This is a genomic window from Nocardia aurantiaca, assembly GCF_009708175.1.
GTDB lineage: Bacteria > Actinomycetota > Actinomycetes > Mycobacteriales > Mycobacteriaceae > Nocardia > Nocardia aurantiaca.
This window is the reverse complement of record NZ_WMBB01000011.1, coordinates 94,526-114,244: the sequence shown is the minus strand read 5'-3', so window position 1 is coordinate 114,244 and position 19,719 is coordinate 94,526. Positions and strand designations below refer to the sequence as shown.

The window sequence follows — 19,719 nt, the reverse complement described above, 5'->3', positions numbered from 1 at the left end:
CCTTCCAGGTTGGTTATTCGCTCTGCGCCAGGCGGGGTATCAGGCCGCCGGCCAGGACGTCTCGTACCTGTCGCGGTGAAAGACGATGCCGGACAGTGAAAGTGGTTTCCTTGCTCATGTCGAGCACTCGCAATGACGTCCGGTGCGCGATATCGCCCAGGTTGTCGAGGCGCAGGAAGTCGTCGCGATCGATGCCGTCGTAGTCGGCCGGATCCTCGAATTCGAGTGCCAGGACGCCGAAGTTGGCGAGGTTCTGCCAGTGGATGCGGGCGAAGGATTTGGCGATGACGGCCCGGAGCCCGAGGTAGCGCGGCGTGATGGCGGCGTGCTCGCGGGAAGAGCCCTGGCCGTAGTTCTCCCCGGCGACGAGCAGGTGGCCGGACTCGGAAACATGCTGGGCGCGTGCGGGATAGGTGTCGTCGATCTGGGTGAAGGTGAACATCGCCAGTGTGGGGATATTGGATCGGAAGGGCAGTGCCCGGGCTCCGGCGGGGGAGATCTCGTCGGTGGAGACGTTGTCGCCGACCTTCAGCAGCACCGGCGCTTCGATCCGTTCGGGCAGCGGAGTCAGGGGCGGCAGGCTGGAGATATTGGGCCCCTTCACCGGCCGCACCTGCCGCGCGAGTTCCGGATCCAGGGGGGCGACCAGCATCGTGGTGTTCACCGAGGCACGCGTGGGCAGGTCGAGCTTCGGATAGTCCATGTGCACGGTGCGCGCCCATTCTCGCGGATCGGTGATCACACCGGTGAGCGCCGAGGCGGCGGCGGTTTCCGGCGAGCACAACCAGACCGAGTCCTCTCTGGTGCCCGAGCGACCGGGGAAGTTGCGCGGCATGGTGCGCAGCGAATTTCGGCCCACGGCCGGCGCCTGGCCCATGCCGATGCAGCCCAGACATCCGGCCTGGTGGATGCGGGCCCCCGCGATCACCAGGCCGGTGACGGCCCCCATCTCGGTGAGATCGGTGAGGATCTCCCGCGAGCTGGGATTCACGTCGAAGCTGACCTGCGGCACGGTCTGCCGTCCGGCCACCATGGCCGCCGCGATCGCGAAGTCGCGCAGGCCCGGGTTGGCGCTGGACCCGATCACCGCCTGCGCGATGTCGGTGCCGGCGACCTCGCGGACCGGCACCACATTGCCGGGCGAGGACGGCTTCGCGATGAGTGGTTCGAGGGTGGACAGGTCGATGGTGTCCTCGATGTCGTACTCGGCGTCGGGATCGGCGGTCAGCTCGACCCAATCGCTCTCGCGGCCTTCCTCGCGGAGAAACGCCCGCACGGCCGCGTCGCTCGGGAATACCGTTGTGGTGGCGCCCAGTTCGGCCCCCATGTTCGCGATCACGTGGCGGTCCATCGCTGACAGGCCCGACAGGCCCGGTCCGTGGTACTCGATGATGCGGTTGATCCCGCCGCTCACACCGTGCCGGCGTAGCATTTCGAGGATCACGTCCTTGGCCGAACACCACTGCGGCAGTTCGCCTTCGAGGCGGACACCCCACACCCGCGGCATCCGGAGGTGCAGGGGTCGACCCGAAATCGCCAGCGCCACTTCCAATCCGCCCACCCCGATGGCCAGCATGCCCAGCGAACCGGCCGCCGGGGTGTGCGAATCGGATCCAGCGAGGGTCTTTCCCGGTATGCCGAACCGTTGCATGTGCGTCGGGTGCGACACACCATTGCCCGCTTTGGAGAACCACAGGCCGAAGCGCTGGGCGGCCGTGCGGAGATACTCGTGGTCCTCGGCGTTCTTCTCATCGGTTTGCAGCAGATTGTGGTCGACGTACTGAACGCTCACCTCGGTGCGCGCACGATCGAGGGCCAATGCCTCGAGCTCCTGCATCACCAACGTGCCGGTGGCGTCCTGGGTCAGCGTCTGATCGATCCTGATCGCGATCTCCGCACCCGGCGTCATCGCACCGGACACCAGATGCGATTCGATCAGTTTCCGAGCCAGATTCGCTGACATCGCCATAACCGCGTCTAGGAGTTGGCGGCCTGCGGTCCGACCACGAAGGTGGCATTGCCCTTCGCGTCGAGGCCGGCGTCGAGAATCTTGTCGTCGAAGAATTCGGCGGATTTGCGGTCCATGAAGATGCGGGCTCCTTCGGCGGTCAGCACCTCGTCGTCCTGCGATGGCGAGTCGGCAACGGCGAGCTGGAAGCTCTCGGCGTCATCGCGGGTGGAGATCCGCAGTCCGGCGTCCTGCGGCGCGCCTTCCCCGGAGGTGATATCACGGACCGCCTCGACGGCAGTGGGGGTGAGCATCAGCATCGGTCTTCCTTCCGCTGTCGTGTGTGCCGGCCGGACCGCCGGCAGTCGGTCGAGTAACCGGGAGATTCACCGCGAAACGTCTCGAGCCGGGCGGAATCGTGTTAGTCCGGGAAGGCCGCGGATATCGCGGCGGCATGGCCCACGGATACTTCAGCGAGGCCGCGTTCATCCACCTGCACGACCTCGCACCACCTCACCCACCAGGGTCGCCGCGTTATCCTGACCGGCCGCGCGGTCACCCGGCCCAACCCGTCGGCAGCCGAGGGAGCGGCTCGGGAACAGGCTCCGGTGGCGCCGGAGGAGGCGGGAGCGGAGCTGGTGGCGCGGGGACCGGGGGACCGGGGGCCGGAAAAGGCATGGGCGGTGCGGGTTCCGGAATGGGTTGCCCCGGCTCCACCGGGGGGATCGGTTCCGGCGGGCGCACCGGCGGCACCGGTACACCGTCGGTTCCGGTATCGAGATCGGCGTGCGGACGTTCCATATCGCCCGCTTACCCGGAGGAGGCGAGGGTAAGCGGCCGGGAAACTGGCCGATTTCTTCCGGCGCGCCCGGACCGAGCGCCGCACGGGCGGGCGCGCTGGGCGAGAAACTACCGGCCGCGCGGGGCAGGGCTCGGAGAGATCGCGCGATAGTACCGATCCGAGAATCGGTGGCCGGTTCACTCGGGCCGTGGTGGGCATACGACCGGTATGAGAGACTTCACCCACGATCCGCATGCCGGGTCGCTGAACGTGCTGGTCTGGCATGTGCACGGGTCCTGGACCACCTCGTTCGTTCAGGGACCCCACACCTATCTACTCCCCGCCGACGACGATCTCGGCGAATGGGCGCGCGGCCGCGACGGTCGGCCGTGGCCGGAGAACGCGGTGGACATCGCGCCCGCCGATCTCGCCGACACCCCGGTCGACATCGTCGTGCTGCAACGCCCGCGCGAGCTGGACCTGGTGCGGGAATGGCTCGGGCGCACCGCCGGACTCGATCTGCCCGCGGTGTACGTGGAGCACGGCACGCCCGACGGGCTCGCCGCGACCACCCGGCATCCGCTGGCCGATCACGCCGATATCCCGCTGGTGCACGTCACGCAGTTCAATCGGCTCATGTGGGACTGCGGACGTTGCCCGACCACCGTCATCCCGCAGGGCGTGGTGGATCCCGGATACCGCTACACCGGCGAATTGCCGCGCACCGCAACCGTTGTCAACGACCCGGTACGCTGCTGGCGGGCTCTCGGCGCCGACCTGCTCGCGCCCCTGTCCTACAGCACGGTGATCGACGTCTACGGCCGGGGCACCGAGAATCTGAGCCGGTCGCTCGGGCTCTCCCCGGACCGGGTGCAGGGCATGGGTTTTCACGACCAGAACACCCTGCACAGCGAATTGGCCCGCCGCCGGGTGTATCTGCACACGCCGCGCTGGACCTCGCTCGGCTTCTCGGTCATCGAGGCCATGTTCCTGGGCATGCCCATCGTGGCGGTCGGCGCCACCGCGGCCGCCGAGGCCATTCCCTCCTCGATCGGGGTGGTGTCCAGCGATCCGGACCTCCTGGCGGTCGCGATCCGCCGCTTCCTCTCCGACCCCGACTTCGCGGAGCTCACCGGCTGGTCCGCGCGCCACTGGGCCCAGGCCACCTTCGGCATCCGAACCTTCCAGCGACGCTGGAACCAACTCCTGTTCGACTGCGTCACAGGTCATTTCACGGCCTCGTCCGCTGGCACGAAGATCGGCTGACCTCGTCCCGGACGCTTTCGGTCTGCCCGGGTATTGGCGAAGACGAGCAACCTCGCAATGGTTAGGAGGTGATGATCGCGATGTGGATGCAGATGACGGACATGCTTCGACAGATGTGGAACATGATGTTCCCGAACATGGCCATGTAACCAGACCGACCGAGCGACTGGACCGGCCCGTTCTCGCCCATGCCCGGATACGCTGTCCAGCCGTCGGCTCCGAGAACCGTTTTCGCACGCCCCTGTGGAGCGACCTGTTCAGGGCCGGTTGCCGGGGACGAGGTCGGCGACCGCGTCGTACCGGAGCGGGTGAGTGTCCGGTGCCGGGGCTCGGGCCGCCGTCGGCGCCACCAGGAAGCCCACGTGGTCACCGAAATCGGTGCGGAGCAGGATCTCGCCGGTGAACCAGGCGGCGACCGCGGTCAGGATGGGCAGCGAGTGCGGTCCCTCCTGCCAGTCGCTGTGGTCGAACTTGTCGATTTCGAAGCCTGTTTCGGAGCCGAAGAGCTGCGCCAGTGCGAGGGACTCGTCCGAGAGCAGATGGACGGCCAGATGATCCGCACGGGCCGCGACGCGATAGGTGTGGTTCCGTTTCGAAAGGCAGACCAGAAAGCGCCTCGGCTCGATACTCGCCTGTGTGGAGAATCCCACGAGACAGCCGGCGCGGTGTCCGTCGGCGTGGGTGGTGACGATCCATACCGGCGCGTCAGCGGCCGCGACGGCGAGATCGAACGCGCCGTTCGCATCATCGACCTCGCGTGGCACGGGCACCTCCCCGCTTCGAGCCGATCGAGACGATAGTCCCGGAGCTAATTCAGCCTACACAGACCGATTGGCATGTAAATCCCTCGACCGGAATCCGCGCCCATTCAGGTGAGCTGTGCGGGCAGTCCGACGTCGTATACAGCGAATATGTCGGTCGCCTTCTGTAAGGCGTCGACGACGACCTCCACCGGTGTGAGGTGCCGGCATGGACTCGGTGCACCCCGTGCACTACAGGCTTCCCCACGTCACAGTGCTGTCCTGAGGCGCACGTGGTCAGCGCGATGCGCCGTCGGCGGCGCGGAGTTCGTCCAGTAGCGGCGGAGCGGCTTCGGCCAGGAATCTGTCCTGCTGTTCGTCGCCGACCTGTACCAGCGCGATGTCGGTGAAGCCCGCGTCGCGGTAGGGGCGCACCGCGGCGGCGATGGCGTCGAAGTCGGGGCCGCAGGCGATCTGCTCGGCGATGTCGCGAGGGCGAACGAACTGCGTAGCCGCCGCGAAGCCCGCCGGGGTGGGCAGATTGGCATTGACGTCCCAGCCGCCCGCGGACCATCGGAACTGTTCGTGTGCGCGCTGAATCGCCTTGTCGCGGTCACTGTCCCAGCTGACCGGCACCTGCCCGGTCACCCGTGACGGTTCCGCGCCGCACGCGTCGGCGCGAACGCGGTGCCATGAGTCGACGAGTTCGGCGTCCGGATCGGTGGTGATCATTTCGTCGGCCAGCGGGGCGAATCGCCGCACCGACTGTGGCCCGGAGACCGCGACGGCGATCGGTACGAGCTGCTCGGGCAGATCCCAGATCTTGGCCGCATCGACCCGATACCAGTGCCCGTGGCGGCTGATCGTGTCTCCGGTGTGGAGATCCCGGATGATGCCGATGGCCTCGGCGAGCCGGTCCTGTCGTTCGTCGAGACCGGGCCAGCCGGCGCCGATCACGTGTTCGTTGAGGCTCTCGCCGCTGCCGAGCCCGAGCGTGAATCGGCCTTCGGCGAGGATCTGCAGGGTCGCGGCCTGTTGGGCGACGATCGCCGGGTGATAGCGCAAGGTCGGACAACACACGTAGGTCATCAGCGGAATCCGCTGGGTGGCCTGCGCGACGGCGCCGAGCATCGTCCAGGCGTGCGGTGCGTGGCCCTGGGACTCGAGCCAGGGCGAGTAATGGTCGGAGCTGACGAGGAAATCGAATCCGGCCTCTTCGGCGGCGACCGCGTAGCGGACGAGTTCGCGTGGGCCACTCTGCTCGGTCATGAGCGTGTATCCGAATCGGGTCACTGTCGCGTCCTTCCGTTCGGCTCGGGTGGGGATATCGGTCGGCTACCCGCCCGCGGCCGAGTTACCGGTGACCGATACCACCGATTCGACGAAGGGGAACGACGCGACGCGCTCGGCGGAGTCCACCGCGATGCCGATCACGATCGGGCCGGGATAGGCGCCGTAGACGACCATCCCGCCCAGGGCCTTGAGCAGTTCGCGAAAATTCGCGGCCCCGATGTCGGTCGCGGGACACGACTCGCGGAACCGCACGCGGTAGACCCCTGTGTCGACCATGTCAGCCTCCTGCACGGTGGTGAATTGAATTGGCGCTACCGGTTTGCCCATTTTTCGCCCCCGCACACCCGGAGCCCCGGCCGTTGATGGCGTCTCGCCGGTCTGTCTCCCGCTCACTGAGTCGATGCTCGTCCTCCGATTATCAGCGGGCAGGATCTTCATTCGGGTTCCGGCCCGACAGCGACGATCACGAGGACCTTCGAAGGACTCGCCGCAACGCGGTCCGCCGCGCTGTCGAGGTGATTCGACTTCCTTCGATGTGTGGCTGGCGGAGCTGGCCCGCTCTGGCCGGGCGCGGTTCTTGTTCACCGCTACCGGACAGCGTGGAACCGACGCCGAGTGAGCGGTCATCATGCGCCACGCTTCGATATCGAATCAAACGTCAGAATTCATCTCCCTGCCGAAGCCTCTTTCTCTCGTGTGGAGTCGTCGGCGGTTCAACCGGCTCGCCACGCAGGCGGCGCCGCACCACGACGATCGCTACCAGGACCGGAATCGCTAGAAGTACCAAGATTTCCATGATGTCCGGTTACCCGCTGGAGGAAGAACATTCAGGGGATGTGTTCGTGCAGGGTCAGCAGGATGTGGTCGAACGCGGACACGGTGCCGGGCTGATCGGGGGGCACGTTCGGCAGCTCGTGCAGCAGCTGTTCGGCCAGGGCGCGGAGTTTGGTGTTGGTTTCTTGAGAGCGCCATACCAGCAGCTTGAACGCCTGCTCGTCACTGATGCGGTACATGCGCATCAGCACGCCTTTGGCTTGTTCGATCACCGCCCGCGCGTCCACGACCTCCTGCATCCGCTTATCGAGAATCTCGTGCTCGGTGATGACGAGTGTGCTCGACAGATCGACGTAGAAGCCCGCGGTGCCGACCGGGCGGCCCTGGTCGAGGATGCGGTCGGCGACCACCATCACCTGGTGCTCGACGCCATGGGTGTCGATGAAGCGGTGACGGCTCGAGAAGGGCTCACCCAACGCGACCGAGCGGGTGATCGTCTCGGCGACCTTGTTCCGGTCGTCGGGATGTTTGTGTGTGAGAAGCAGTTCGGTGGTCGGTTCGACCTCGCCGGGGGTGTAGCCGTGCATGCGATACAGCTCTGGCGACCACTCCCAGCGGCGGGTGGCGAACCAGAACCGGAAACTACCTGTCCGCGGCGCCGGATACGCCCTCGCGGCCCATACCAGTGATTCCGCTGGCAGCTCACCAGGAGAGCCCATTCCCCGATTATCCGCCAGGCCGATTATCTCGGCACTCGTTCATTCCTCGAGGACTTCCCTGATAGCCGCCGATCGTGTGCGCACTCTCGCCCTCGCGATACCCGGGATACGTCATTCGAACGCGATACGGCCCGGCGGCGCTTCCGGGTCCTGACGCGTAGCCGGTTCACCGATCCGCCGGAGGTTGTCCACCCGATTCGCGGGTATCCGTGCGGATATCGGATTTCTACAGGGGAAGGAGGCATCATGTCAGACCAGCCACAGGATCTGGAATACCAGGTCGACGCCGGTCAGCGGAACGGCCGCGCCGAGCAATTCCCGGACCGTGCCCGAACCACCAGATCTCACGCGGGCGAATCCATGGTGGACGCGCGAAACTGGCCGGGGCTCATTCTGTTCGCCCTCGGAATCGCCGCACTCGTAGCCACATTGGCCGCGGCCGGATACGGATTCGCGGGTCGGGCGATAGTGGCCGGAGTGATCTGCGTTGTGTGCCTTACCCTGGGTGCGGCGCTCGTCATCATCGAGCACAGGCGGGTCAAGCACCGTGAAGGCCGAAATCTCGGAGATCCGGGCGGTCACTGACGATCATCCGTCGACGGAGCGGGGCGGACCCCGCAGCGGCTGCATGACGAGGACCGCCACACCGTCGCGCAGATCGTGAACATTCTCGGCGCCGAACGCGGTGCCCTGTGGAGCGGGATATCCGACGGCCGACCGCCCTAGTGACGGGTCACGGCCCATTTCGTAAGGGGTGCGATCATGAATTCATTTCCGACCGATCCAATGGGAGATCCGGAGATTCCCTCGACGGCCGAGCAACTCGACGAGGACGCATTGGATGCCGATCCGATCGAGGAGGCCGCTGATCCTCCCGATCACTGGGAGCCCACGGACGAGGAACTCAGCGACACACTCGGTGATGACAGCCTGGTGCGGCGGCTGGCCGCGGAGGAACCCGAGGAACCCGACCTCACACCGGATGAGGATTGATGCGGATGGTGCCGGGGTATTGCGAAGGATGTCCAGACCAGATCGTCCGGCAGTGCACTGCTTCCATCGGGCAGTCGCGGTCCGTGTGACGCACCGTCAACGGCGACGGACCTCAACGGCGAGGTCGGCGAACGAATCGCGACAGCTGAGGTGGAGGGTCGGCTCATCGTCGACGAAGGGAATCGCGCGCCGTGGTTCGGCTCTGCCCGGTAGGCCCGATGATCGCCGAACGCGTCGCCGCGTTGGCGAATTCGTTGTTCCCGGGCCGATTTTCGCCGGGCCGGCGGACATCGACCTGATCGACCATGCCAGGGATGCCGGAGTCGTCTTCAGCTCCGGTGCCGGGCAAATGAATTCTCGACAGATCGCGTGAATTCTCGACAGATCGCGTGAGGTGACAATCTCCACGACTCGAAGAAGTCGGGTGCGACGAGAGGAGACTCCGGTGTCAGCAGAACTCGAAGGCGTCCGCGTCCTGATCGCTACCTCCAACACGGGAGTGGAGCGTGACGAGCTCGCGGTACCCAGAGATCAACTGCGTGCTCGCGGCGCACACGTGACCCACGCGGCGTCCGAGGCGATTGATGTGCACACCTACCGGCACGACCTCATACCGTCCGAGACCGTGCGGCCGGATGTGGCACTCGGCGATGTGGATCCGGGCGCGTTCGACGTATTGGTGATTCCGGGCGGCACGGTCAATGCCGACAAACTCCGAATCGACGTCACGGCACGAGAACTCGTCCGATCCATGGTCGCGGCGGGCCGTGTGATCGCGGCGATCTGCCATGGACCATGACTGCTGGTCGAGGCCGGGGTGGTGCAGGGCAAGACGCTCACGTCGTATCCGTCCCTGCGTACCGATCTGATCAATGCCGGGGCGACCTGGGTCGACGAGGCGGTCGCCCGCAGCGAGTCCGAAGGCTGGACGCTCATCACCTCACGCAACCCTGACGATCTACCCGATTTCGTCGACGCCATCACCGCGGAGTCGAGCGTGAGGACGTCGTGACACAGACCCGCTTGTGCTGGTTGAAGATTCGTGCTGTGCGCTGCGGATTCCGCGCAGGCGCTGGCGGCTGATCACCCGGTTGGCCTCGGTGTGATGGTCTTCAGGTCCGTGGCGAAAACCGTCTGTTCGGCATACCGATGGAGGTCGCAGCCGTGGCAGTCCCGCGCGCCTTTGTGCAATCCGGACAGTCCGGTGTGAGGATGAAGTCCGCCGCACTCGCCAACGCGCGGCGTTCAGTTCGGTCCGCGACGATTCGGCGGTTGCCGATCCGGCCATGGCGACTCCGATCTCTCGAGGGCCGTCTCGTCCAGCGATTACCCCCGCGATCGCGTGGTAACCGGTCAGCGTGGAATTGACAGCGGTCGAGCAGCCGCATGTGCTGCGGGAGTACGCGTTCGTCGCCGACGGTGAACGTGGCGCGCTGATCGGCCCGCGCGGTGATATCGCGTGGCTGTGCGTACCCCAGTGGGACAGTGCCCCCGTATTCGATACCGTGATCGGGGGCGCGAGTGTGTACTCGGTGACGCCCGACGAGCGCTTCGTGTGGGGCGGCTATTACGATTCCGGCAGCCTGATCTGGAATTCCCGCTGGGTGACCGGCTCCACGGTGATCGAATGCCGCGAGGCGCTGGCGTTTCCCGGTGACGCGCACCGGGCTGTGGTGCTGCGCCGGATACGCGCGTTGCACGGTGAAGCACGGGTCATGGTGGAGTTGAACCCGGTCCACGAGTACGGATCCGAACCCCTGCGCGACGTTCGGCGTGCCGGAGAGGCATGGGAGGCGCGGTGTGGTCGGCTGTGGCTGCGGTGGAGCGGTGCGGCCACCGCGGTGTTCGACGAGAACCCTCGCTGCCCCGGCTGGCGGCTGCTGCTGCGGGTATCGCCCGGTCGATACCACGACTTGGTGCTCGAGCTGTCGGACTCCGGCTTGCCCGGCTGCCCGGTGGATCCGGAAACCTGCTGGGCGGCAACGGAATCCAGTTGGAGACAAGAGATCCCCGTCCTGCGAGAGAATGCCGCTCCCCGAGACGCGTCCCACGCGTATGCCGTCTTGCGCGGAATGACCGGTGCCGACGGCGGCATGGTCGCCGCGGCCACCGCGGGGCTGCCCGAACGGGCGGATCAGGGAGCCAACTACGACTACCGATACGTCTGGATCCGTGACCAGTGCCTGGCCGGGCAGGCGGCCGCCATGGCCGGGGCGTTGCCGCTGCTCGATTCGGCGGTCCGGTTCACCGCCGAAAGGCTGCTCGCCGACGGGCCCGCCCTGATGCCCGCGTACACTCTGCGCGGCGAGCCGGTGCCACCCAGTCGTGGCGTCGATCTGCCCGGCTATCCGGGCGGTCAGGCGGTCGTCGGCAATCGGGTGCGAGATCAGTTCCAGCTCGATGTCTTCGGCGAAGCGCTGCTGGCGTTCGCCGCGGCGGCCCGGCACGACCATCTGCCCGCCGACTACCGCAGAGCGGTCGAGGTCGCGGTGGAAGCCATTGCCGCGCACCGCGGTCGCCCCGACGCCGGTATCTGGGAAATCGACGATGAGTGCTGGACCCACTCGCGCCTGATCTGCGCGGCGGGATTGCGGGCGGTGGCCGAGTTTCCCGCGACCGGAGCGGACCCCGCGGCCTGCACCCGCCTGGCAGATGCGCTGGTTTCGCAGGCGGCACGCACCAGCATGCATCCCACCGGACGTTGGCAGCGGTCGCCTCAACATCCGGAAGTGGATGCCGCACTGCTGTTGCCGATCATCCGGGGCGCGCTACCGCGCGGCGATCCACGCGATCGGGCCACGGTGGCCGCGATCGCGCGCGAATTGTCCAGCGACTACTACGTTTACCGCTATCGCGCCGGGTCGAACCCACTCGGCAGCACTGAGGGCGCGTTTCTGCTGTGCGGATTCGCGATGGCGATCGCGACGGCCGATCTCGGTCATCCCGTCGTCGCCGCACGCTATTTCGAACGCAACCGCGCCGCGTGTGGCACACCGGGTTTGTTCGCCGAGGAGTTCGACGTCACCCAGCGCCAGCTGCGCGGCAACCTGCCACAGGCCTTCGTGCACGCGCTGCTCTTGGAAGCGTCCAATCATCCCGCGCTGCAACGGGAATGGGTGGAACTCGAGGGCGACGGCCGCGCACCGGAACGACCATGACCGGCTACCCGGCGTCGGCGGAGCCGGAGGCCGCCGGATGGTCCAACCTGGGATAGAGCAATTCCCGGACCAGCAGGAGCAGGCTCGCGGCGGCCGGAATGGCGAGCAGCGCGCCCAGCACGCCCAGAATCGAGCCGCCGACCAGGACTGCGACAACCGTGACCACCGCGGGCACCTGCACCGCGCGGCCGATGATGCGGGGCACGAGTAGATAGTCCTCGAGCCAGCGCAGGACGAGGAAGAAGACCACCGTCGCCAGGCAGACCGAGAGCGAAACCGTCAGCGCGACAAGCGCTATGGCGATGCCCGCCAGTGTGGAGCCGATCAGCGGGATGAGGTCGAGCACCGCGGCCAGCACGGCGAGGACCAAGGGGAACGGGACTCCGAAGGCGGCCAACCAGACGAAGGTGAGGATTCCGGTGATCAGCGAGATCAGCAGGTTGCCCAGTACGTAACCGCCGACTTTGGCGAATATCGCGTCCCCGATGAGGATGGCGCGGGGTCGGCGTTCGTGCGGGAACAGTCGATAGAGAGTGGCGCGCAAGGCCGGGAAGTTCGCTGAGAAATACGCGGTGAGCACCGCGACGATAATCGTGGCTGTGACTCCGTCGAAGACCACCCTGCCCGCCCCGACCAGTCCCTGCGACACCTTGCCGAAGTCGGTGTCGGTTGCCTGCCGCAGCCGCTGATCGAGGTGGAAACGATCGGCCGCCTGCCAGACCAGCGGGTAGCGATCCTCGAGATGGCGTAGGGTGTCGGGCGCATGGTGGACCAGGGCTTGCCCCTGATCGATCAGGGGCGGGATCGCGGCCCACAGGAACCCTGCCAGGCCACCCCCCGCCGTCAGGAACACCAGCGCGACAGCCAAACTGCGGCGGACGTGGTGGCGTGCCAGCCATGAGACCGCAGGTTCCATGCCGATGGCGAGGAATATCGCCGCGGCCACGAGTAGCAGTGCCTGATGGGCCGCGAGCACGACCCGCACCGCTCCCACGGTGATCAGAACCCCGGCGGAGGCGGTCAGTCCTACCATGAACGGCGAGTTCCGGTCGAACCTGCGACCGGGCCTGCCCAGCGGATGCCGCTCACTGGACTGCCTGGCAGCACGTTCTTCGGCCGCTGAAATGGGAGCTGGCTCATTCTCGGAATGCGGCTGTCCTGCCCAATCGCTGTGCGCTGTCTCGTCGTTCATCGGTTCTCTGTCCGGTCGGGTAAGGCGCGCGCCGGTCGTCTGCCCTTCCGGGGATGCCCCGATGCGGGGAGGAGAAACCGGTGACGGTCGTACGGGCCACCCGGCAACGATTTCGTTATCGCGGTACTGGCGGGCGGCTGCCCGGGTAACGCGCAATCGTGATGTCCTCTCGGGGCATCGGGGTTCGAACGGGGGCCCGAATCAGGAATGCGAGGCGGGAGAAAGGAACAGCCATGGCCGAACAAGACGTGGTCGATCTGCTGACCGCACAACACCAACAGATCTCCACCCTGCTCGAACAATTGCGTTCGGGACGGGAGGATCGGCAGGAACTCTTCACCGAGCTGGTCCGGCTGCTCGCGGTGCACGAGAGCGCCGAGGAAGAAGTGGTGCATCCCATCGCGAAGCGCGCGCGGTTCGGCGCCGAGGAGATAGTCGACGCCCGGCTGGACGAAGAGAATCACGCCAAGCGGGCGCTCGCGGAACTCTACGACCTGGGAGTCGATCACCCCGACTTCGCGTCCAAAATCGCCGATCTCGCCGATGCGGTCGCCGACCACGCGGCTCACGAGGAAGCGGAGGAGTTCGTCCTGCTGCGTCGCCAGTACTCGGCGAGCCAGCTCGAACACCTGGCCGGCTCCGTGCGCGCCGCCGAAGCGGTGGCACCCACCCGCCCGCATCCGCACACCGGTTCCTCCGCGGCCGCCAACCTGATCGCCGGGCCGCCGCTGGCACTGTTCGACCGCATGCGAGACGCGGTGCGCGACTGGAGATCGCACAGTTGAGGGGCAGGACGACCGACGGGCAGGACGACGCGGCGATGTCGTCCGCCGACAAGAACGTCGATCCCGTCTTGGACGTCAAGATTCGTCTGCCCGCCGACGCTTTCTTCTCTCGTAGAGGCCGGATTCCGAGCCCAAGCTCTGGAACACCACGGGTTCGGTGACGCCGACGCGGGCCGGTCATAACCGAATGGGTATCTACGGGCGCGTCTGCGCCATGCGCATCGCCATGATCTCGTCCATGCGGGATACCCCCAGGGGGTTGTGCCTCCTGGGGGTATCATGGCGGACGTGGCTGATCAGCGCCCTGCTCCCCGAGCGACCGGATACGTCCGGCTGCTCGGAATGCTCGCGCTCCTGCTCGGGATCGCCGCCATGCATGCGGGAGTGTTCTCGGCGCACTACAGCTCACCGGTTTCCGAGATGCCGTCGGTAATGGCCGCGATGCCCGCGAGCGCGCATCCGGGACACGTGGCGGGGACGCACGGTGATCAGCCGGGCGGGCACGGGCTCACGCACGCCTGCGAGTTCGTCGTTCTCTCGGCGGTGACGATCGTGATCGGCCTCATGCTGCTGCACTGGGCCGGAGATCGACCACGTGATTCCCGCCCACCGAGCTCCCACAGCCGCCGGATCCATCGAGAACGTCCACCGCCGTGGACGGTCCCCACCCTGGCCGAACTGTCGATTCTGCGGATCTGACAGGTCCGCCGCGCCCCGACCGGTCGCGGACGACCTCATGATCCCGGCTGCCGCGACCACCGAGCGGTACGCCCACATTCGACAAACCAGGGAGAATCCATGTCCCCCAATCGATTTCCACTCTCATCGCGGATGAACCGGCGCGGATTCCTAGCGCTCGGGGCGGGCGCCGCGGCGGCCGCGACACTGGCCGCGTGCTCGAAGAACACCACGGCGTCACCCAGCCTCGTGCAGCCCGATTCCGATGCCGTCCGGGCCGCGGAAGCCGCGCGTCGGACCGCTGGCGCCGCTGTCCGCGACGTGACGCTGCGCGCCGAGCCGACCACCGTCGACCTCGGTGGCGTGCAGGTGCCGACCTGGGCGTTCGGAGGCGCGGTGCCCGGCCCGGAAATCCGCATCGCCAAGGGCGACGTCGTGCGCGCCCAGTTCACGAACGCGCTCCCGGCCCCGACCACGATCCACTGGCACGGCATCGCCCTGCGCAATGATATGGACGGCGTCCCCGACGTCACCCAGTCGCCGATCGCGGCCGGAGGCAGCTTCGGCTACGAATTCACCGCGCCGGAGCCCGGCACATACTTCTTCCACCCGCACGTCGGCGTGCAACTCGACCGGGGCCTGTACGCGCCGCTCATCGTCGAGGACCCGGCCGACGGCCGCGACTACGACACCGAAGCCGTTGTGGTGCTCGATGATTGGCTCGACGGCGTGAACGGGCGCGACCCGGACGAGGAGTTGCGGCACCTGCGGGACAGGGGCATGTCGGGCATGAATATGGGCGGGATGCCGGGTATGAACCACAGCGGCATGAACATGGGCGGACCAGGCGGAATGTCCATGCCCGTCGACCCGAACGCGCCGCTCGGCTCCGACGTCGGCGATGTCACCTACCCCTATTTCCTGATCAACGGCCGCCTGGGCAGCGACCCAGCGGTCTTCACCGCGCGGCCGGGTCAGCGCATGCGGCTGCGGATCATCAATGCCGCCGCCGACAGCGCGTTCCGGGTCGCCGTCGGTGGACACCAGATGCGAGTCACCCACACCGACGGCTTCCCGGTGCAGCCGATCACGACATCCAGCCTGCTGATCAGCATGGGCGAACGCTACGACGTCATCGTCGACCTGGCCGACGGCGTCTTCCCGCTGGTCGCGGCGGCGGAAGGCAAGACCGGCCGAGGCTTCGCGCTGATCCGGACCGGCGGTGGCACACCACCGCCGGTGGATGCGCGGCCCTCCGAACTCGCGGTAGCGCCTCTGACGGCCGACCGCCTCACCTGCGCCGAATCGGTTCGCCTGCAAGCGAAGAAGCCCGATCAGACCCTCGACGTCACCCTCGGCTCCGATGCGAAGAGCTACGTCTGGACCATCAACGGCAAGGCCTACCCCGACCGCACCGCCCTGAATATCTCCCAGGGCCAGCGGATCCGCCTGCGTTTCCGCAACCAATCCATGATGTTCCACCCGATGCACCTGCACGGGCACACCTTCCAACTCGTCGACCACGCGGGATCCGGCCCGCGCAAGGACACCGCCATCGTCCTGCCCATGCAAACCGTCGAAGTCGACCTCGACGCCGACAATCCGGGCCAGTGGATGCTGCACTGCCACAACGCCTACCACGCAGAAGCCGGAATGATGAGCATCCTGTCCTACGTGCACTGATCCCGCCCGGACCGCCGTGCGGTCGAAAGATGTTCGGTCGCACGGCCTGTACGACACCGTCCAGCCCGGAAAAGCGAAGGCCGAGCCGGGCTCTCCGGGGCGGGCAGGCCACCGACGCGCTCGGTGGGTCCGGGCCGCGGCGCGACCAGGCGCGAAGAGCTGCCGCGGTGGCTCGATCCGCAAGCGCTCGCGCCGCATCCGGTAGAGGCGGATGCCGTGCGCCGCAGCGGGTCTCGCCCACGGGCGTAGGTCCTAGCTCGGTGCTTGGAAGCCGCCGATCTTCTGCTCGAGCAGCTCGGCCAGCCGCAGCGGGGTGCGGTCCTCGAACATCGGACCGATGAGCTGCACACCCACCGGCAGTCCCTCCGGGGAGCGGCCCGCCGGTACTGCGGTGGCCGGAAGTCCGGGCATGGTGGCCAGACCGGCCCATACGGAGTGATCGATGTAGGGGTACTCGACCCCGTCGATGTCGATTCGTCGTTCCCCGCGATCGGGGTTGTGGTCGTGCGGAAACGCGGGAATCGACGTGATCGGACACATCACGGCATCGAACTCGGCGAAGAGCCGCCGCCAGCTGTGGCGGTGCAGTTCACGGTGGATGTCCGCCTCGATCCAATCGCGGTGGCTCAGGACCATGCCGCGCAGCCGCGCGGCGTCGAGACCCTGGTCATCCGCGATCGGTTCGGCAGCGCGGGTCCGCAGCCGCTCGTACGCCTCGGCGGGCATCCGCGCGCCCTGGTGCGAACTCAGCAACCACGCGTAGAGCATCGCGGCTTCGGTCAGGTCGGGCAGTAGCGGACTGTGTCGTTCGACGCGGGCCCCGCCGTCGACGAGCGCATCGGCGACCCGGTTCACCCCGGCCCGCACAGCGGACCCGGTCGCTATGAGCGGATGCTCGTCGAGGACCAGCACACGGAAGTCGGAGATCCGCTGGTGGCGCGCGGGCGGCAGAGTCAACTGATAGGCGACGCCGAGCGTCAGCGGGTCCGGCCCCGCCATCACGTCCAGCAGCAATGTGAGGTCGCGGGCGGTGCGCGCCATCGGACCGCAGACGGCGAGATCGCCGTCCGACGGTAGCGCCGGTGCGGGCGGCGGGACCATGCCGCGGGTCGGCACCAGCCCGAACGTCGGCTTGTGCGCGTAGACACCGCAGAAATGCGCCGGGTTGCGCAGAGAACCCGCGAGGTCGGAGCCGATGGACAGCGAGCCGAATCCCGATGCCAGCGCCGCCGCTGATCCGCCGGAGGATCCACCCGACGTGCGACCGTGATCCCACGGGTTGTTGGTGGTGCCGTAGATCTCGTTGAAGCTCTGCCAATCTCCCAGCATGAACGGCACATTGGTCTTGCCGAGAATCACCGCGCCCGCGGCTTTCAACCGTGACACCGCCACCGCGTCCTCGGCAGGCACAAAGCCGGCGTACCGCGGCATCCCCCAGGTCGTGGGCAGCCCGGCGACGTTGTAGGACTCCTTGACCGTCACCGGAATACCGAGCAGCGGCCGGTCCTCACCACGCGCGCGTGCCTCATCGGCCCGGCGCGCGGCGGCCAGCGCACGGTCGAAGTCCCTCACACAGATCGCGTTGATCGCCTTGTCGTCGCGTTCGATGCGGGCGATCGCATCCTCTGTCAGCTCCACCGAGCTGACCTCACCGGCCCGCATCGCGGCCGAAAGCTCTTCGGCCGCAAGAAAACCCCACTCCATGGATCCGACCTTACCGACGCCCGGCAGACCCCTGAACCGACACCGGCCGCCCGCATCCACAGGAGAGCCCGGGGTCGAATGCTCGAGGGTTCGGCGGCGATGGCCCGCACCGACAAGGTGTCGATCGACTTTCCGGCCAGTCTCGCAGGTCATGGTTTCGCCGCCTATGTGGAGAAGCGGCATCAGGCGGTGGTGAACGCGCAGAATGCGCGGGTGTCGCGAGCGCGGTGTCCGGCCGAAGCTCCGCGTTCTCGAGGATGGCGGTTCGAGCTCAGGGAGGCTCAAGGCGAACTTCAGGAATCGTGCATGAATTCTTGCCGATCAGAAGGGGAGGTTCTCCGGCTCGGCGGCTCTAGCCTTCACCGCCATGAGGAATTCTCGACTCCGCAAGCTCATGGTCGCGGGCACGGTGGCCATAGCCCTGGCGACAGCGCTCACCGCTTGCGGTGGTTCGTCGTCCTCGTCCGGGGGCCCGGCCGGTGATCCGGTGTCCGGTGGCACACTGCACTTCTACGATCCGATCGAGTACACCGGGTGGCTGCCGACCAATTCCATCTGGTCCAACAGTCAGGTCACCAACAACCTCGCCGAGCGTCTCACCTGGCAGGATCCCAAGAGCGGTGCGATCAAGCCGTGGCTGGCGAAGTCCTGGCAGATCAGCGATGACAAACTCGAGTACACCTTCCGGTTGCGTGAGGGCGTCACGTTCAGCAACGGGGACCCGGTCGACGCCGCGATCGTCAAGGCGAACTACGACCAGCACGGGTTCGGGGACTCGCGGCTGGGGATTCCGCCGGACCGCTTCTTCTCCGACTACAAATCCAGCGAGGTCGTCGATCCGCTGACGGTGAAAGTGTCCTTCACCAAGCCCAATGCCGGATTCTTGCAGGTGGCGTCGTTCTATCGGGCCGGCTCTATTCTGGCCAAGCCGTTCCTGGACCAGGATCTCAACGGCCAAGGCCAAGCCAAGAACTGGATCGGCTCGGGACCGTTCGTGGTCGAATCGGTCAACGGCACAACCGGAATCACCCTCGAGCGCCGTGAGGACTACAACTGGGCGCCGGAAGGATCCGGGCATCAGGGCAAGGCGTACCTGGAGCGAGTTGTGTTCAAGACCGTCCCGGAAGCCGGTACCCGGGTGGGTGCGCTGAAGTCCGGCGAGGCCCAGATCGCCCGCAATATCGCGCCCTACGACGAGGAAACCGTCGTCGCGGGCGGCGGGGTGATCGAAGCGTTCCCGGTCCAGGGGCAGACGAACAAGCTGTCGTTCCAACTGGACTCGGCGACACCGGTGCTGGACAAGAACGTCCGCCTGGCGCTGCAGGCGGCTACCGACCGGCAGGAGATCAACAAGACGGTGCTCTCGCCGAGCTATCCGGTGCCGACCAGCATCCTGGTGCAGGGCACCCCGAACCGGGGCGACGCCGCCCGATACCTGGGTTACGACCTGAACCGCGCCAAGTCGCTGTTGGAGACGGCCGGTTGGAAGCCTGGGGCAGACGGGATCCGCGTCAAGGACGGCAAGCGACTGCAACTCGACGTCTGGGTCGCGCCCTACTACCAGGTTTCCCAGCCGGTGCTCGAGCTGCTGCAGTCGCAGTGGCGTAAGGCCGGTGTGGAGTTGAAGATCAACGCGGCGTCACTGACCGAATACGAGTCGACCCAGACCGCGCGTCCGGCCAATTGGTCTCTGGTGCAGGGCCAGACCTCACGCGCGGAGGCCGATGTGCTGCGTACGGCCTTCGACAGCGCCGCCACCAATGAACTGCACTCCCCGGCACCCGATGAGCAGCTCGACCGACTGGTGCGCGCACAGGCCTTCGAATTCGATACGGCCAAACGCGACGCCGCGGTGCAGGCCATCGAGGACCGGTTGTTTTCCGAGGGTTACGTGATTCCGCTCTACGACGAGACCCAGGTTTTCGGTCTCGCGCCGAATGTGCACGGATTCAGTACCGAATCCACCGCGCGTACCTGGCTGTATGACACCTGGCTTTCGGAATAG

Annotated in this window: 16 protein-coding genes and 1 pseudogene; 9 read left to right on the top strand and 8 right to left on the bottom strand. The window is 66.9% G+C overall.

Annotated features, from left to right (window positions below; genetic code table 11):
- Positions 1-13 precede the first annotated feature (13 nt).
- The gene (locus tag GLP40_RS23440) at positions 14-1,963 is read right to left on the bottom strand and encodes an aconitate hydratase (protein ID WP_154790152.1); all 1,950 of its coding nucleotides are present in this window, start codon (positions 1,961-1,963) and stop codon (positions 14-16) included.
- 14 nt (positions 1,964-1,977) lie between these two features.
- Positions 1,978-2,268, bottom strand: a complete 291-nt coding sequence (locus GLP40_RS23435; protein WP_154790151.1) for an iron-sulfur cluster biosynthesis family protein — start codon at positions 2,266-2,268, stop codon at positions 1,978-1,980.
- A 689-nt stretch (positions 2,269-2,957) separates the two neighbouring features.
- On the opposite strand from GLP40_RS23435, the gene GLP40_RS23430 reads away from it, so the two are divergent.
- Complete coding sequence (locus tag GLP40_RS23430; protein WP_230329853.1) at positions 2,958-3,995, top strand: glycosyltransferase; 1,038 nt, start codon at positions 2,958-2,960, stop codon at positions 3,993-3,995.
- Positions 3,996-4,252: 257 nt separating this feature from the next.
- On the opposite strand, the gene GLP40_RS23425 is transcribed toward GLP40_RS23430, so the two are convergent.
- The 4 genes from GLP40_RS23425 to GLP40_RS23410 all read right to left on the bottom strand — a co-directional run bounded on the left by GLP40_RS23425 (position 4,253) and on the right by GLP40_RS23410 (position 7,521).
- Positions 4,253-4,759 (bottom strand): flavin reductase family protein, encoded by a 507-nt coding sequence (locus GLP40_RS23425; protein ID WP_328290561.1) that lies wholly within the window; start codon positions 4,757-4,759, stop codon positions 4,253-4,255.
- A gap of 273 nt (positions 4,760-5,032) precedes the next feature.
- Positions 5,033-6,028: a TIGR03557 family F420-dependent LLM class oxidoreductase gene (locus tag GLP40_RS23420; protein WP_328290560.1), complete on the bottom strand. Its 996-nt coding sequence runs from the start codon at positions 6,026-6,028 to the stop codon at positions 5,033-5,035.
- Between the two features lie 42 nt (positions 6,029-6,070).
- Entirely contained in the window at positions 6,071-6,304 is a 234-nt protein-coding gene (locus GLP40_RS23415) for a hypothetical protein (RefSeq protein WP_154790150.1), read from the bottom strand.
- Positions 6,305-6,855: 551 nt separating this feature from the next.
- Positions 6,856-7,521, bottom strand: coding sequence for a PAS and ANTAR domain-containing protein (locus GLP40_RS23410; RefSeq protein ID WP_154790149.1), 666 nt, complete (start codon positions 7,519-7,521; stop codon positions 6,856-6,858).
- A 246-nt stretch (positions 7,522-7,767) separates the two neighbouring features.
- Here GLP40_RS23410 and GLP40_RS23405 point away from each other — a divergent pair, with 246 nt between their 5' ends.
- The 4 genes and pseudogenes from GLP40_RS23405 to GLP40_RS23390 all read left to right on the top strand — a co-directional run bounded on the left by GLP40_RS23405 (position 7,768) and on the right by GLP40_RS23390 (position 11,672).
- Positions 7,768-8,106 (top strand): hypothetical protein, encoded by a 339-nt coding sequence (locus tag GLP40_RS23405; protein WP_154790148.1) that lies wholly within the window; start codon positions 7,768-7,770, stop codon positions 8,104-8,106.
- Between the two features lie 177 nt (positions 8,107-8,283).
- The gene (locus GLP40_RS23400; RefSeq protein WP_154790147.1) at positions 8,284-8,514 is read left to right on the top strand and encodes a hypothetical protein; all 231 of its coding nucleotides are present in this window, start codon (positions 8,284-8,286) and stop codon (positions 8,512-8,514) included.
- Positions 8,515-8,908: 394 nt separating this feature from the next.
- A pseudogene (locus GLP40_RS23395) lies at positions 8,909-9,526 on the top strand (type 1 glutamine amidotransferase domain-containing protein).
- A 346-nt stretch (positions 9,527-9,872) separates the two neighbouring features.
- On the top strand, positions 9,873-11,672 hold the full coding sequence (locus tag GLP40_RS23390; protein WP_328290559.1) for a glycoside hydrolase family 15 protein: 1,800 nt from the start codon (positions 9,873-9,875) through the stop codon (positions 11,670-11,672).
- 4 nt (positions 11,673-11,676) lie between these two features.
- Here GLP40_RS23390 and GLP40_RS23385 read toward each other — a convergent pair whose 3' ends face one another.
- Positions 11,677-12,705, bottom strand: a complete 1,029-nt coding sequence (locus GLP40_RS23385) for an AI-2E family transporter (RefSeq protein ID WP_230329852.1) — start codon at positions 12,703-12,705, stop codon at positions 11,677-11,679.
- 392 nt (positions 12,706-13,097) lie between these two features.
- On the opposite strand from GLP40_RS23385, the gene GLP40_RS23380 reads away from it, so the two are divergent.
- From GLP40_RS23380 to GLP40_RS23370, 3 genes are all read left to right on the top strand, one after another.
- Positions 13,098-13,649, top strand: a complete 552-nt coding sequence (locus GLP40_RS23380; RefSeq protein ID WP_154790145.1) for a hemerythrin domain-containing protein — start codon at positions 13,098-13,100, stop codon at positions 13,647-13,649.
- Positions 13,650-13,937: 288 nt separating this feature from the next.
- The gene (locus tag GLP40_RS23375; RefSeq protein ID WP_328290558.1) at positions 13,938-14,348 is read left to right on the top strand and encodes a DUF6153 family protein; all 411 of its coding nucleotides are present in this window, start codon (positions 13,938-13,940) and stop codon (positions 14,346-14,348) included.
- Positions 14,349-14,447: 99 nt separating this feature from the next.
- Complete coding sequence (locus GLP40_RS23370) at positions 14,448-16,010, top strand: multicopper oxidase family protein (RefSeq protein ID WP_154790143.1); 1,563 nt, start codon at positions 14,448-14,450, stop codon at positions 16,008-16,010.
- A gap of 252 nt (positions 16,011-16,262) precedes the next feature.
- On the opposite strand, the gene GLP40_RS23365 is transcribed toward GLP40_RS23370, so the two are convergent.
- Positions 16,263-17,714, bottom strand: a complete 1,452-nt coding sequence (locus GLP40_RS23365; protein WP_154790142.1) for an amidase — start codon at positions 17,712-17,714, stop codon at positions 16,263-16,265.
- A 367-nt stretch (positions 17,715-18,081) separates the two neighbouring features.
- Here GLP40_RS23365 and GLP40_RS23360 point away from each other — a divergent pair, with 367 nt between their 5' ends.
- Complete coding sequence (locus GLP40_RS23360) at positions 18,082-19,719, top strand: ABC transporter substrate-binding protein (RefSeq protein ID WP_154790141.1); 1,638 nt, start codon at positions 18,082-18,084, stop codon at positions 19,717-19,719.